This is a genomic window from Sphingobacterium sp. BIGb0116 (assembly GCF_024808035.1).
Taxonomy (GTDB): Bacteria; Bacteroidota; Bacteroidia; order Sphingobacteriales; family Sphingobacteriaceae; genus Sphingobacterium; species Sphingobacterium paramultivorum.
In genome coordinates this window covers 262504-278986 of record NZ_JANUDT010000010.1, presented here as the reverse complement: position 1 = coordinate 278986, position 16483 = coordinate 262504, and the positions used below count along the sequence as shown (strand labels likewise).

The 16483-nt window shown below is 40.0% G+C and carries 8 protein-coding genes; all 8 read left to right on the top strand.

Translation table 11 applies throughout. From position 1 onward, the window contains the following. The 8 genes from M2419_RS22705 to M2419_RS22670 all read left to right on the top strand — a co-directional run bounded on the left by M2419_RS22705 (position 1) and on the right by M2419_RS22670 (position 16475). Positions 1-1371, top strand: a complete 1371-nt coding sequence (locus M2419_RS22705; protein WP_153844833.1) for a DUF1735 domain-containing protein — start codon at positions 1-3, stop codon at positions 1369-1371. Positions 1372-1413: 42 nt separating this feature from the next. Beyond that, on the top strand, positions 1414-2457 hold the full coding sequence (locus tag M2419_RS22700) for a PKD domain-containing protein (RefSeq protein ID WP_182330379.1): 1044 nt from the start codon (positions 1414-1416) through the stop codon (positions 2455-2457). Between the two features lie 250 nt (positions 2458-2707). Continuing rightward, on the top strand, positions 2708-5005 hold the full coding sequence (locus M2419_RS22695) for a GH92 family glycosyl hydrolase (RefSeq protein ID WP_153844835.1): 2298 nt from the start codon (positions 2708-2710) through the stop codon (positions 5003-5005). 225 nt (positions 5006-5230) lie between these two features. Next, positions 5231-5593, top strand: coding sequence for a hypothetical protein (locus tag M2419_RS22690; protein ID WP_070561742.1), 363 nt, complete (start codon positions 5231-5233; stop codon positions 5591-5593). A gap of 184 nt (positions 5594-5777) precedes the next feature. Beyond that, positions 5778-6884, top strand: coding sequence for an efflux RND transporter periplasmic adaptor subunit (locus M2419_RS22685; protein ID WP_153844836.1), 1107 nt, complete (start codon positions 5778-5780; stop codon positions 6882-6884). Positions 6885-6897: 13 nt separating this feature from the next. Further along, positions 6898-11448 carry an efflux RND transporter permease subunit gene (locus M2419_RS22680; protein ID WP_153844837.1) on the top strand — a complete coding sequence of 1517 codons (4551 nt, stop codon included), beginning with the start codon at positions 6898-6900 and terminating at the stop codon, positions 11446-11448. 163 nt (positions 11449-11611) lie between these two features. Then, positions 11612-13240, top strand: coding sequence for a DUF6377 domain-containing protein (locus M2419_RS22675; protein WP_153844838.1), 1629 nt, complete (start codon positions 11612-11614; stop codon positions 13238-13240). A 256-nt stretch (positions 13241-13496) separates the two neighbouring features. Then, a complete protein-coding gene (locus M2419_RS22670; RefSeq protein ID WP_259255656.1) occupies positions 13497-16475 on the top strand; it encodes a TonB-dependent receptor in 2979 nt (992 codons plus the stop codon). The last annotated feature ends 8 nt before the right edge of the window (positions 16476-16483 follow it).

The window sequence follows — 16483 nt, the reverse complement described above, 5'->3', positions numbered from 1 at the left end:
ATGAAAAGACTATTTTATTATATAACGATAATTTTGGGCTGTAGTCAATTTTTGGCTTGTTCAAAAGATAATCTAGAAGTGTTTAATTTACAAGGAGGGGCTCCTGTTCAAGTTATCGCAGAAGGTGAGGGAAAAGATCTGATCAAAACAAATGATTATGTACAGGTTCCGATGAAAGTGAAATTGAGTAGTCCAGCATCCCAAACTTTTGATGTTGAGCTTCAATTGAATACCGATACAGTTACCAAATTAATCGAATCGGGAACACTAAAAGAGGTGGTTACACTTCCGAATTCAGCATTTTCTTTTCCCAATGTAGTGAAGTTTCAATATGGTGCAGATACCACCTCTTTTTTGTTAACGATTTCGCGAACAGAAATCGAACGTGTTTACGGTAAGAAGTTCGCACTGTCGTATAAGTTGTCTAATCCAGGAAAAGGTAATCAGTTGGGAAATCCAAATAGCATAATTATAACGATGGACTCAAAGGATCTGCTGACTGTGCAAGATATCCATTATCTTTCGATAACAAATTCACCTGGCAATATTATCCTGGCAAGTGATCATAATAATTACAATACAACACCTTCTGGAATTGAAATACCGATCGGTGTTTCGTTAGCGTCCTTTCCTAGTAAATTTTTTTATGTTGAAGTGCGAGGAACAACTGATTCAATTTCAAATTGGATAACGAAGAAAAAGGTGCCTGTGAACACGATCGGTTTAAAGGAGAATGAATATTCCATTCCTTCACGCGTGCAGGTTTTGGGTAATAAATCCGCAGCGGCGTTCAATATATCAATTCCTTGGGATGTTATTACCAAAAATAAAGATAAGTTTCTCGCTGTAACGGTCTACTTGAAGGACCCGACGCTGCATGTGATCAATCCTCAGAAAAATTATACTACGATTTTGATTGATTGTGCAAAGGTTGTCGAATTCGATGTAACGGGGGAAGCAACTCTAACGGTAAATCGCGATAATAATGGTGGTGCAAATGCAGGTGAGGGGAGTCTCAAGCTGGTGGATGATCTGACGAGTACAAAATTCTTGCAGAGCGCATTTACAGGTGATCTGCAGTGCACGCTTACATTTACCAGAACCCTGAAGATTGGAGCATATACACTTACATCTGGAAATGATGCTATAGAACGTGATCCAAAAAGCTGGTTTCTTGAGGCGTCTTTAGATGGTATAAATTGGGTCACTATTGATACAAGAGTAAATGAAAGTTTCCCAAATAGAATTCAAACAAGACGATTTAATGTGCAAAAACCAGGTAATTATAAATTTTATCGTCTAAATATTACAGAAAACGTTGGAAGTAGTTTATTCCAATGTTCTGAATGGAGGATGATTGAATTTTTATAGACGGGCGGTAACTTATGGTATTACAACGATGAATTTATGAAGATGAAATTAGTAAGATATAACTTTTATATACTTTTACTGTTTACCTTATTAGGTTGCAGTAAAGAAAAGGAAGTGGTTGTTGACAAACCTCAGCTTCCCAATCCGGTTTCTGCTTTTTCTATTAAGCAGGTTGCGAAGGATGACCCATTTACTTTTGAATTTACAAATCAGTCAAAAGACTATACTGAAACACGTTGGAGCTTTGGTGATGATAGCACCTCTTCGAAAACTTCGCCGCAACATACTTTTTTAGGGACGGGTGATTTCACTGTAAGACTTAAAGTGCTCAATGAAAATGGCGATTGGGCTCAACGGGAGGAGGTCATTAAAATTGATGCGGAGAAGCTAATTCGATTCAATGCGACAAAGAACGGAACAGGAAAGTTGATCCTAAGTTATGCTAGTGATATTGCAGTTAAAGGAGTCATTTGGTCAAAGATGACTGATAAAGATAAATATGAGCAAGTTTCTGATAAGGAGAAAGCCGATATTTCGATTGAGGTGGGGAAATTCGAAACCTACCAGCTAAATGTAAAAACTCCTAAAGGATCTCAAATCGTCGTTACCAAGATGCTTACCGATCTAGGCATTATAAAAGACTGGACAAATATTGATAATACCTTTCGAATCTCTCAAGACAACTCGAGCGGCCCTGACGCAGGTGAAGGATCGAAGAAGTTAATAGATGGTGATAACAAGACGAAACTATTTATTGGTGGATATCAACCTGGAATGTATTGGCAATTTGTATTCTATCAACCACAAACCATTAATGGTTATACCATAACAACAGGAAACGACTCTCCAGAACGAGATCCCAAAGATTGGGAAATACAGGCCTCTGAAAATGGAGATACTTGGGTAACATTGGGCACTGTCACGGGGTATAGTTTTGGAAATACTCCGGCTGATAGAAATAAATCGGTCAATTTCACCTTTACGAATTCAAAACCTTACACCCATTATCGGTATGTTGTGAAATCAGTCTCCTCTGGATCAAATTTCCAAATGAGCGAATTTAGGCTTTTGGAACTACCTCAGTAGACACTAAAGAACGACATCAGCACGCTAGTTAGCGAAAAGAGGGTGATTGGCTCAAAAAGTAGCCGTAAGATATTCGCTTGAAAGAGGAATATTCTACGGTTATTTTTATGTTGGGTAGGATACGATCTACTCTTTTTTTGTAACCATCTTGTGAAAAATACCTTGCCATCTTCTATATTTAATTATCTTACTTATATTTACTAATACGTTTTAGCTTTTTTGCTAGTGCTATCAACCAAATACATAATTTATGTTTAATATTAAAAAACTAACAGGTAGTATTCTTTTTCTATTCGCGACGCATGCTGGAATGGCGCAACAAACCTCGCCTGTTGATTTCGTGAACCCTTTGATTGGTACTGAATCGAAGTATGAATTGTCTAATGGCAATACTTATCCTGCAATAGCTCGTCCTTGGGGTATGAATTTTTGGACCCCGCAGACTGGAAATATGGGCGATGGCTGGGTATATACTTACACGGCAGATAAAATTAAAGGATTTAAGCAAACCCACCAGCCAAGCCCCTGGAACAATGATTATGGTCAGTTTTCAATCATGCCAATAACAGGTACACCGCAATTTGATCAAGAAAAACGGGCGAGCTGGTTTTCGCATAAAGCTGAAATTGCCAAACCTTATTATTATAGCGTTTACCTTGCAGATCACGATGTGACAACAGAATTGTCGCCATCACAACGGGCAGCGATCTTTCAGTTCACCTTCCCCAAAACAGACAGTGCTTATGTTATTATTGATGCATTTGATAAGGGGTCTTATATTAAAGTAATTCCGCAGGAAAATAAGATTATCGGGTATTCAACAAAAAATAGCGGTGGTGTTCCAGAGAATTTCAAGAATTACTTCGTCATTACTTTCGATAGACCATTCTCCTACAAAGCTGCTGTTAAAAGCGGAGCGATAAGTAAAGACGAATTGGAAATTCAGGATAATCACGCTGGAGCAGTCGTTGGTTTCTCTCCCTTGAAAAGAGGGGAGAAGGTCACCGCCCGTATTGCTTCTTCCTTTATAAGTTTTGAGCAGGCAGAAATTAACCTGAAGGAGGTTAAATCGAAAACATTTCAACAGGTTGTTGACGAAGGTAAAGCACAGTGGAACGAAATCCTCGGACGTGTACAGGTTGAAGATCCTAATATTGACCGATTACGTACATTTTATTCCAGCCTCTATCGTTCAACACTTTTTCCAAGGGACTTTTCTGAAATTGATGGAACAGGCAAGCGTATACACTATAGCCCTTACAATGGGCAGGTCCTGCCTGGCGAAATGTTTACGGATACAGGCTTTTGGGACACCTTTAGAAGTTTGTTTCCCCTGTTGAATTTATTGTATCCGTCGATGAATGATCGGATGCAGGAAGGTTTGGTGAATGCGTATAAAGAGAGTGGTTACCTTCCGGAGTGGGCCTCGCCAGGACATCGTGCATCGATGATTGGAAACAATTCCGCTTCTATTGTAGCAGATGCCTTGATTACTGATCGCAAAGGCTATGATAAAGACCTGTTATGGGAAGCGCTTAAGCATGGGGCCAATAGTGCCTATCCGAAACACTCTTCGACGGGACGCTTCGGTTATGAATATTATAATAAATTGGGCTATATACCTGCTGATGTAAAAGTAGACCAAAATGTAGCACGTTCACTGGAATATGCATACAATGACTGGTGTATTTATGAATTTGGCAAAGCACTGGGCAAACCGGAAGCTGAAACAGCTATTTATGCAACACGCGCGATGAACTATAAAAATCTGTTTGACCCAAGTACAAAACTTATGCGTGGAAAAAAAGCAGACGGATCGTTCGTCTCAGATTTTGATCCAAGTGCCTGGTCGCGCGAATACACAGAAGGAAATGCTTGGCATTGGAGTTTTTGCGTGTTCCATGACCCTCAGGGTTTAATTAATTTGATGGGTGGTAATAAATCTTTTGCTTCCATGTTGGATACGGTGTTTGTTATTCCGAGTTATGAGGGTATGAAAAGTCGCGGAATGATCCATGAAATGCGTGAAATGCAGGTGATGAATATGGGGCAGTATGCGCATGGAAATCAGCCTATCCAACATATGCCCTATCTGTATAATTATGCTGCAGAGCCCTGGAAAGCACAATATTGGGTACGCAAAATAATGGATAAACTTTATTTGCCTACACCAGATGGCTATTGTGGTGATGAAGATAATGGGCAGACTTCAGCCTGGTATGTCTTCTCTTCGCTAGGATTTTATCCTGTTTCTCCTGCCTCGGGCGAATACGTGATTGGTTCACCACAATTCGATAAGGTGACATTAAATCTTGAAAATGGGAAAAAAGTGAATATCCAAGCGAAACAGCAGGGAGCAAATCAGGTCTACGTAGATCAACTAACTTGGAATGGAAAGCCTTATAGTCATAATTATATCCGTTATAAAGATTTATTGCAGGGTGCCAAACTTGATTTCAAAATGAGCGACGCACCGAATAGAAATAGAGGTACAAAAAAAGAAGATGCTCCATATTCCTTTAGTAACGAAAAAATAAAAGGAAAATAAAGATTGAGTTCTGATAGACAATAATGAATTCAATGATGATACTTTAGTTCGAAGTAATTGTGTCGACTGTTTAATTGATCTTTTAAGGTTTATAACGGAAACCATGAACATTACTTGTTTTTTGAAAACCATGACAGCTAATTTTTTAGGCTGTCATGGTTTTTTTACACGAATAAAATAATCTTAGCTATTTAAAGTCATACCTTTGTAGTTCGAAATTTCGATATGTTAGGCAAAATATTTCATTTTTTAACACTCTTTGCATACCTTAATCTGTTGACCTATGAGTCTTTCTCCTCGGCAACCGGACAGGTGCTGCATGCAGGTGAGACTATTGTGGAGTATTTTCTGGATGATGTATTGGATTTGGAACCCATTCATTCTTCCCAAGAAGAAAAAGTACTATTGCAAGATGATTATCGTATATTTTCGCTCAATAGTCAAGTACTACCAATTTTTATTTTTGTTTTTGGAATCGTCTTTACGGCATTATGTTTCGCAAAAGATGATGAACATCCTTTTTACCGATCTAAAACCCTATGCTTACCAGGGTATTATCGCTTCCTGTCCCGTTTTAGGCCATTCTAGTTACGCTCCTCTAATTTTCTAGCGGAGGCTGCAACAGTTTAATTTTATTTCTATATATGGTATGGAAGGCCTTGGGCCGCTCTTTACACTATAGAATTGCTGTAGCTCCCATCTAACACATTCTCCTAACGACTGATTTTAAAATACCGTAGGAGGGTTTAACATTTTACATTTTTTATCGTTTATGAAGAAATTACTTTTACTGTGCCTTTTCGTGGGTATGGTTGGGATGCTGGCTTCATGCCATTCATCCAACGCTAACGCTGATCCGAAAGAAGAACTCAAAAATATCCCTGTAGTACCTTTAATGGTAATGGATACGACTGTTTATCAAGAGTATATTGCGGATGTTCAAGCCTTAAAAAACGTCGAAATTCGTTCCAAATTGAATGGGTTTTTAGATAAAATTTATGTAGACGAGGGGGCTTGGGTAAAGAAAGGCCAAATACTATTTAGGTATAATAATGAGGAATATCGTTCGGAATTAGCCAAGGCCAAAGCACAGTATGATAATGCCATTGCCGAAGCACAAAAGATTAAGCTGGAAATGGAGCGAACTCAAAAATTGGTTGACAAGAATATTGTGAGCTCTTCCGAATATAATTTATTGAAAATTCAACTAAAAGCGGCCAATTCTAAGATAGAAGAAGCCCGAGCTTTGGTTAATCAGGCACAGACAAGATTGGACTATACTGTTATACAAGCTCCTTTTGACGGCCGTATAGACCGTATCTTATTGAGAGAAGGCTCTTTATTGACCGAGGGTAGCTTAATTACGACGATCTCCGATTTAAGCAAAGTGAACGTTTATTTTGACATTTCTGAAAGGGAGTATCTGACACTTATGCGTGATAAGTTGGACGGTAAGGAAACGCAAAAATCGGTCAAGTTAATTTTGGCCAATGGTGAGCTGTATCCACACGAGGGAATTGCCCATTTGGTAGAAAGTGAATTTGAAGCCAATACTGGATCCATTGCCCTTCGAGTTCAATTTCCCAATGCCGAGCATATCCTAAAACATGGTGCAACAGGTAAGATTGCGGTGCCAATGCAGACAGGGGAACATACCTTTGTACACCAAAAATCAGTATTTGAAATTCAGGACAAGACATACGTTTATACTGTACAGGCAGATAGTACCGTAAAAATGACACCTTTTACAGCGGGCCCGCGTGTGGGGCATTATTACATCGTGGATGGAGGTTTAGATCCCAACGCCAAGATTGTCTATGAGGGGGTACAGGGACTGCGGAGTGGAATGAAGATTAATCCAAAAATGAGGAAACTGTAGGGGAGGATAAATTATGTTTGAAACATTTATAAAACGACCCATATTGTCGTTGGTTATTTCGGTGTTTATTACACTTTTAGGGTTGTTGGCCTTATTTACATTGCCCATCACACAATTTCCGGACATTGTACCACCTTCGGTAGTCGTCAATGCCAATTATACAGGTGCCAATGCTGAGGTGAGTACAAATGCCGTCGCTATTCCTTTGGAAAAAGCAATCAACGGTGTAGCTGGGATGACTTACATGAATTCAGTGTCTACCAATAACGGCAGCACGGTTATTCAAATCTTTTTTGAAGTTGGTACAGATCCAGATATTGCAGCTGTAAACGTACAGAATAGGGTAACTACTGTATTGGATGAACTCCCTGAAGAGGTCATCAAAGCAGGGGTAACCACCGAAAAAGAGGTCAACTCCATGCTGATGTATCTGAATGTTTTTACCGATGATGAAACCGCGGATGAAAGATTCATTTACAATTTCGCAGATATCAACATTCTAAAGGAACTGAAACGGATTGAAGGTGTCGGTCTCGCTCAGATTATGGGAATGCGTGATTATGCGATGCGTGTATGGGTTAAACCTGACCGTATGGCAGCTTATAATATCTCTACGGAGGATGTGGTGGCCGCATTACGAAAACAGAATATCGAGGCTGCGCCTGGACAAACCGGTATCAGTTCCGATAAAATGCGTAACATGCAACAATATGTATTGCGTTATCCAGGTAAATTCACTGAAATTGAGGAATATGCCAATATACCTATTCGAGCTACTTCAAATGGTTCTATTATCCGTATAAAAGACGTAGCAGATGTTGAATTTGGTTCATTGGATTATGAAATGGTATCCAAAACTGATGGACGTCCATCCGCATCCATCATGCTAAAGCAATTGCCGGGATCAAATGCACAAGAGGTTATTCAGCGTGTAAAAGACCGCATGGCAGAATTGAAACAAACTCAATTCCCGACTGGCATGACCTATACCATGGGTTATGATGTGTCGCGGTTTTTGGATGCCTCAATTTCTTCTGTCATCAAAACCTTATTGGAGGCGTTTCTTTTAGTTTTTATCGTTGTATTTATCTTTTTACAGGATTTTAGGGCGACTATTATACCAATTTTGGCTGTACCAGTATGTTTGATTGGGGCATTATTTTTTATGCAAATGTTAGGTTTCTCAATCAACCTGCTGACCTTGTTTGCCTTGGTACTGGCCATAGGTATTGTGGTAGACAATGGAATTGTCGTCGTCGAGGCTGTATATGCAAAGATGGAAGAAGAACATCTTCAATCTATGGAAGCGACATTGGAGGCAATGAAAGAAGTCGGTGGCGCTGTTGTGGCCATTACGTTGGTGATGTCTGCCGTGTTTGTTCCAGTTGCCTTTCTTTCAGGACCGGTGGGGATATTTTATCGTCAATTTTCATTGACGCTCGCGGCTGCCATTGTTATTTCAGGTATCAACGCGTTGACATTGACGCCCGCTTTATGTGCGCTTTTCCTAAAATCACCCCATGACCGTAAACCTTCGAATAACTGGTTGGACCGTTTCTTTAAAAAATTCAATGCCATTTATGACAAGACTGCCTTCGGCTATAAGGGAATTTTGGTAAAAACCAGTGCGCGACGTGGATTGACTCTCCTTCTACTTGGAGGATTCTTTCTAGCGACCTGGGGAAGTAGTGCCATCTTACCCTCAGGTTTTATTCCAACCGAGGATCAAGGAATGATCTATGTCGCTGTAACAACCCCGCCGGGAGCAACCGTAGACCGTACAGAACGCGTTTTGGATAAAATTGACTCCGTATCACGGAAACTCGATGTTGTTGAAACAGTCTCTACGTTGTCCGGTTATAGTATCATTACAGAAGTATCCGGTGCTTCCTATGGGATGGGGATGATTAACCTTAAGCCTTGGAAAGAACGTGATCAGACCGTAGCGGATGTCATTAAAGAATTACGTGATAAGACTAAGGATTTTGCGGATGCAGAGATTGATTTTTTTCCGCCGCCAACGGTGCCAGGCTTCGGTAACTCTTCAGGTTTTGAGTTGCGGCTTTTGGATCGCAGTGGTAACGAAGATCTCAATAAGACGGCTGAGGTATTGCAGAAGTTTATGGACGATATGGAGAAAAGCGAAGTCCTTCAGGATATCGGTTCCAGTTTTGATGTAAACTTCCCGCAATATATGCTGAAGGTGGACTACGATATGGCTGCAAAAAAAGGAATATCGGTGGAGAATGCCATGAATACACTGCAGACCTTAATGGGAAGTCTTTACGCGACAAATTTCATCCGTTACGGACAGATGTATAAGGTCATGGTACAGGCTGGTCCCGAATATCGCCAAAGACCAGAAGATGTATTACGCTTATATGTGAAGAATGAGACGGGGGAGATGGTACCATACAATGCCTTTATTTCGATGGAAAGAATATATGGTCCTGAACAAATTACCCGTTACAATATGTTTAGTTCAGCAATGATTACTGGACAGTCTTCAGCTGGTTTCAGCTCCGGGCAAGCTATCGAAGAAGTCGAGAAAATTGCTTCTTCTTTGCCGCAAGGGTATAGTATCGAATGGTCGGGGATGACTCGTGAACAGAAAATCTCCGGAAATCAAGCCTTGTATATTTTTGCACTCTGTCTTCTGTTTGTTTATCTGTTGTTATGTGCACAGTATGAAAGCTTTCTGTTGCCTTTACCTGTTCTGCTCTGTCTTCCGGCAGGGATCTTTGGTGCATTTATCTTCTTGAAAGTCTTTGGATTGGAAAACAATATCTATGCGCAGGTCGCATTGGTCATGCTGATTGGTTTGCTAGGTAAGAATGCGATCCTGATTGTGGAATATGCCAATTTGAAATATAAGCAGGGAATGGATATCGTGACCGCTTCAATCGAAGGAGCTGTTGCCCGTTTGCGTCCGATATTAATGACTTCCTTTGCATTTATTGCAGGTCTAATTCCCTTGATGATGGCCAGTGGAGCAGGAGCATTGGGTAATCGAAGTATCGGTACCGCTGCGGTGGGAGGAATGCTTATCGGAACCATACTCGGAGTAATTGTCATCCCGGGATTAGTGATCTTATTTTCAAAAAAGGATAACAAGAAACAGGTCGTTAAAAAAGCTTCTTTAGTCATAGCTGCACTTATTTTATTTGGTAGTTGCTCGGTTCCCCAAAAAACGCTTCAACCGGAGAAATTAAATGTACCTACTTCCTTTTCCAACCATCTTTCGCCAGATAGTTTAAATGTAGGAAGCCGGTCTTGGAGGGAAATTTTTAAAGATCCGAAGTTGGTTTCTCTAATTGATTCTGCGCTGCAGAACAATTTAGATATTCGTCAATCCATTTTGCGGTTGGAATCTGCACAAGCTTATTTTAAACAACGGAAGGCGGCATTGGGGCCCACTGTAGAGGCTGCAGTAGAAGGAGGAATTCGGAAATATGGGCATTATACAGAATCAGGAATAGGTAATTATGATTCAAATTTTTCGGAGAACTTGAAAAGTGATGAAAAATTGCCCGAACCATTTATCCCAGATTATTTTATAGGACTTCGTTCGTCTTGGGAGATTGATCTTTGGGGAAAGTTGAAGAGTCAAAAGCAGGCCGCTTATTTTAGCTTTTTAGCTGAGCAGGAAGGCAAGCGTCTATTAGAAACGGAATTGGTATCCAATATTGCGACGGCTTATTATGAACTAATTGCTTTGGATCAAAAGATAAAAGTTTACAATCGGAATATTGAATTACATAAAAATGCACTGGAGGTTGTTGAGGTGAAAAAAGATGCCGGTTATGCGACTGAACTTTCTGTGCAACAATTTAAAGCACTATTAGCCAACTCGAAAGCTGCCAAAGAACAATTGAGCCAGGAAATAGCACTTTGGGAACATCATATCAACGGCCTGTTGGGGCGTTTTTATCAGCCTATTGTAAGAAGTACATATACCGAAAATGCAGATTTGTATCATGCAATGCGTTTTGGTACACCAGATGATCTCGTGAACCAACGCCCAGATATTAAGGCCGCTTATTTGAAAGTCATTGCTTCTTCGAATAATCAGGAAGCATCACGTTTGGCTTTTTTGCCTTCTGTTGCAATAAGTCCATTTCTCGGATTACAGAGCTTTAGCTTTAACAAGTTATTTAATTTGGATAAATCTATTGCTTATAATTTATTTGGAGGTATTACACTGCCGATATTTAATCAAAGACAGCTTAAAACACAGTATGAGATTGCGAAAGCAGATTATGGAATTGCGTTTGTAGACTATGAAAAAGCAGTTGTAAACGCTTATAACGAAGTTTCCAATGTTGTCATGACGCAAGAGGCAATCGTCAAACGACGTAGCTTTGTCGATGAACATGTTCAAGCGTTAAACCTCTCTATTGAAGCGGCACAGGAACTATTTATTGCGGGGCGGGTGACTTCTCTTGATGTCGTTACAGCACAAAAAGAGTCTCTGGAAGCCCAAATAGGAAAAGTAGAATTGGAGAAAGAGAATACTTTAAATCAGATTCTACTCTACAAAGCCTTGGGAGGAGGTTGGCAATAGGTTGCGATATAAAAAAAGAAAACTATTTTTCATGCGATAAAGAATTAACTTGTTAATTCTTGGACCCTTAACTGGGTCAGGGGAAGAGGCCGTCGTGAGACGTCCTCTTTTTTGTTGTTATTTTTATGTAGTTTAGTCTACACTATCTTGAACCGATTTTATTATGTTGCAGCGCATTTTTCTTTTTATTCTTTTCGCACATTTTAGTCTTTACCTATCTGCACAAGTGGCTTCCGATAGCACCCGGGTTTTGCAACGATTGGAATATCTGATGGAAAATCAGAAAATTTACATCAAGAACCGTGAAGATAAATTGGAGAAATTAAAACAGGAGGCAAAAGCATTAGAAGGCAATCCCGTTCAATTTTTGAAGAAGAACTACGAAATCTTTGAAAATTATAAGAAGTTTGATTCTGACGCAGCGCTTACTTATATTTTACTGTGTCAAAAGCTCGCTCCACCGCTTAATGACTCCCTACAGGCAGTGATTCATCTCGATTTGGCCTGGGTGTATTCCACCATCGGAAGGTATATAGAAGCTTCACAATTGTTGAAGCAAGTCGATCCCGCTCATCTAGGTAGGGATCTTCTCGCCAAGTATTACGATACCTACAGCTCGTTCTATAGTCATTATGGTCAGAGCAATAATCGACCAGAATATTATCAGGCAAGTGAAAAATATCGTGATTCTTTGTTAACGGTACTACCGAAGTCTTCCTTGGAATATCGTACCACCATTGCGATAAAAACGCTGTTTAACGGTAACCGGGAGGACGCTAAAAAGCAATTGTTAATCCTCTGGAATGAGAATAAAAAGGATATTGAGCAGCGCGCGCTGATCGCCTATTTTATGGGGCTCATTTATAAATATGAAAAGGATACGAAAAGCCAAATTTACTACCTTTCAATATCGGCCAGTGCAGATATTGAAATGGCAAATCGTGATAATGCATCTTTTCATGATCTGGCGTTAACGTATTACGATCAACAGGATTTTGATCGGGCTTTTCAGTTTATTGAAAAAGCAATCGACGATGCGATGTTATGTAAAGTACGGTATCGCATTATTGAGGGGACCTCTTCTTATCCCATTATCAATGCCGCCTATCAGCAGAAAATCAGTAGTCAAAATCGACAATTGGTTGGACTGGTCATTATCGTTAGTATTTTATTGATCGGTGTCATTATTGGACTTGTTGTTATCTATAGACAGGTACAACATTTGCGGCGAATACGATCAGAATTATCTGCCACAAATCAGCAGCTTCGCTCATTGAATAACGAAATTAACCAGACTAACCTTAAATTGTCGGAATCCAACCATATTAAAGAAGAATATATCGCCCAATTCTTTGACATGTGTTCGAGTTACATCGATAAAATGGAAGATATCAGAAAGGCATTACTGAAAAAAGCGACGAATCAGCAATGGGATGCGCTGCGGGAACAGTTAAAGTCAACGCAAATGGAAGAAAGGGAAGTGCAGCAGCTTTATGTTAATTTTGATCGTATCTTTTTAAATCTATATCCAACCTTTGTTGATGAATTCAATGCGCTACTTCAGGAAGAGGAGAAGATCTATCCCAAAAAGACAGAGTTGTTAAATACCGAACTTCGGATTTTCGCATTAATTCGATTAGGGATCGATGATTCCGTGAAGATTGCAAGTTTCCTGCGATACTCGCTTCGGACGGTTTATAATTACAGAACAAAAGTACGTAATAAAGCCGCGGGAAATCGTGATGCTTTCGAGGCGGCTGTATGTCAGATTGCGGTGATCGACCGGGCATAAAATGTGCTGTAATACCCGAAAATTGTCTATGTTAAAGACAATTGTACGCTCCTTTAGGTACTTTTTAAGGGTGTATATTTTTTATAGTCATCTTGTTTTTAGTTATTTATGTTTTTTCTTCGGTACTTTTTAAGTACTAGCTCTTTTTTCTCCGTCAAGCTGATCTTAGTTTTGTTTTGAGCAATGAAGCAGGGGAAACTCATTGCCATTTTGGAATAACCAAAAGATTAAACAATAACCAATTTTTTTATTTCATATGATTTACTTTACACGAAAAGTTGCCTTTTCAACGGGGTTAGCTTTCTTGTTTACTTTGGTGAATTTGGTGTTTGCCCAAGACCGAATTCAAGTTAGTGGACGAGTCTTGGATGCCCAAGATCAGAAACCACTCTCTGGAGTAACCATTACACAAAAAGGAAGTAATAACGCAGTCTCCAGTAACGGAGATGGGCGTTTTCAAATTTCAGCTAGCACGGGCAGTATACTCCAATTTACTTTTGTTGGCTACGACAGTAAAGAACTACCTGCCAACAGTACCATGATTGTCCAATTAAATTCCTCAACCAATTTGCTGGAGGATGTTATTGTCATCGGTTACGGTAGCGTGAAAAGAAAAGATGTCACGACTGCAATCTCTTCAGTTTCCACCAAAGACTTAGAAAAGAGACCCGTTACTAATTTTGGGCAAGCCATTCAAGGTAAAGCTGCCGGGGTCACTGTTATTCAGCCGAGTGGTCAACCAGGTGCAGCACCTCAGATACAAATTCGTGGAATAACGTCTTTTAATAGCAATACCACTCCTTTGTATGTTGTTGATGGAGTTCCTGTGGAAGATATTAAGTTCTTGTCTCCTAATGATATCACGGATATTCAAATTCTAAAGGACGCGTCATCGGCAGCGATCTACGGCTCCCGTGGTTCGAACGGTGTTATCTTGGTTACGACAAAATCAGGAAAAGCCGGGGAAGCAAAAATTACACTGGGAACACAGTGGACAGCCAATGTTGTCAATAACACGGTTAAAGTTTTAAATACCAGTCAATACAAAGATTTACAGGATGAAATAGGCATGATAAATCTGCCAGAGGGATTGTTGGATCAAACAGATTGGTTTAAAGAAACCTATAAGACAGGTATTCAACAAAATCATCAAATATCCGTTTCGGATGGCAATGAGAAGCTCCGTTATTATTTAGGAGGGGGGTATTTGAACGAAAAAGGAACACTACAAGGATCCTTCTTTAGACGATATAATTTTCGTGCTAATATTGATAACCAAGTCCGAAAATGGCTAAAGGTGAATGCGAATATCAATTATTCCGATAACAATGATAATGGAATTACCTCAGGATTGGGTTCTAATCGTGGGGGGGTAGTTACATCGGTGATTACAACACCAACCTACGCGCCTGTATGGGATCCAACCAATCCGGATCGATTCTATAATAATTTCTATGGGATCAACAACATCACCAGTCCTTTGGAAAACCTAGCCCGGACAAGAAATAATAATAACCGCGAAAACCGACTTGTTGCCACAGGAAGTGCACTGGTTTCTTTTATGCCTAATTTAACTTGGAAAACTGCGTTTTCATTAGATAGAAGATCAGGTGTGATGACGACCTTTTTGGACCCTTGGACAACAGCTTGGGGAAGAAACCAATTCGGGGAGGCTTCAGATATTCGTAATACAAATACCGTGTTGACTTGGGACAATTTCTTGACGTACACGAAGAGCTTTGGAAAGCATAATTTGGAAGTAATGGGCGGTTCGTCATGGACAGATTCCAAGTACTCCAGAAGCTATATCTATGGTTCAAACTATGCAAATGGAATCATTGAGACACTTAATGCGGCAAACAAAATCTCTTGGGATAGAACAGGATCCACAGCATCCAACTGGGGGATTATGTCCTATTTCGCCCGCGCAATGTATAACTACGATGGCAAGTATTTATTGACCGCAAATATGCGTGCCGATGGTTCTTCGAAGTTGAGTCCGGAACGTCGCTGGGGGTATTTCCCATCGGTTTCAGCTGCATGGAGAATCTCTTCTGAAGACTTTATGAAAGATGTAACCTGGATAAACGACTTTAAAATCCGTGGCGGATGGGGACAGACAGGTAATCAATATGGATTAGGTGATTATGCGTACCTACAGTTGAGTGGGATCCAACGTCAACAGTGGTTCGTTGAGGGAAAAGACAATTCATTGCCAAATATCAATAAACCAACAATCTTAAGAGCGAAAGATTTGACTTGGGAGACGACAAGCACAACCAGTATTGGTTTTGATATCACTATGTTGAATAATCGACTCAGCATCAGTGCAGATTATTACAACAAGGATACGAAAGATCTTTTAATGAATGCAAGTTTGCCCGCAGGACAGCAAGCAACCACAATCCAAAGAAATGGTGGAAGGTTGAATAACCATGGTTTTGAATTCGCGGTAAATTCAAAAAATCTGACCGGAAACTTGACTTGGAATACCGATTTTAATATTTCTTTTAACAGAAATAAACTGAAACAACTGGATCTACAACAAGTGTACTACGATGTAAAGACAAACGATTATGTCAATGATTTTGTCGTGAAGAATGAGCCAGGAAGATCACTTGCAGGATTCTTCGGTTATATCTCTGATGGTGTAAACCCTGAAACCGGCGAACTCATGTACCGCGACTTGAATGGCGATGGAAAGATTTCATCGAGCGACCGCACATATATCGGTAATCCTCTTCCAAAGTTTGTCTATGGTATGACAAACAGCTTCTCCTGGAAAAATTTCGACCTCAGTATATTTATTCAGGGAACTTACGGAAACGATATCTTCAATGCGAGCCGCATGGAAACAGAGGGGATGTATGATGGTCGAAATCAAACTACTGTTGTATTGGATCGTTGGCGGGTACCGGGACAAATTACCAACGTTCCGAAAGCTGGGTTTGACATGAAGAATTCAACCTATTTTGTTGAGGATGGTAGTTATTTGCGGATGAAAAATGTTTCCTTGGGCTATTCCATTTCTCCGGAGAGACTGAAACGTATTGGTATCCATAAAATTCAGCCTTATCTATCTGTAAGTAATCTATTTACCTTGACTAAATATTCAGGTATGGATCCCGAAGTAAACCAGTATTCCGGTGGATCTGATTCCAGAATCCAGGGTATTGATTGGGGGACCTATCCACAGAATCGTTCATTTGTTTTAGGTCTTAATATTGAGTTTTAATTGTCTGT

Coding starts and splice junctions, on each gene's coding strand:
- M2419_RS22705 (WP_153844833.1), top strand. CDS start 1: ATGAAAAGACTATTTTATTATATAACGATAATTTTGGGCTGTAGTCAA.
- M2419_RS22700 (WP_182330379.1), top strand. CDS start 1,414: ATGAAATTAGTAAGATATAACTTTTATATACTTTTACTGTTTACCTTA.
- M2419_RS22695 (WP_153844835.1), top strand. CDS start 2,708: ATGTTTAATATTAAAAAACTAACAGGTAGTATTCTTTTTCTATTCGCG.
- M2419_RS22690 (WP_070561742.1), top strand. CDS start 5,231: ATGTTAGGCAAAATATTTCATTTTTTAACACTCTTTGCATACCTTAAT.
- M2419_RS22685 (WP_153844836.1), top strand. CDS start 5,778: ATGAAGAAATTACTTTTACTGTGCCTTTTCGTGGGTATGGTTGGGATG.
- M2419_RS22680 (WP_153844837.1), top strand. CDS start 6,898: ATGTTTGAAACATTTATAAAACGACCCATATTGTCGTTGGTTATTTCG.
- M2419_RS22675 (WP_153844838.1), top strand. CDS start 11,612: ATGTTGCAGCGCATTTTTCTTTTTATTCTTTTCGCACATTTTAGTCTT.
- M2419_RS22670 (WP_259255656.1), top strand. CDS start 13,497: ATGATTTACTTTACACGAAAAGTTGCCTTTTCAACGGGGTTAGCTTTC.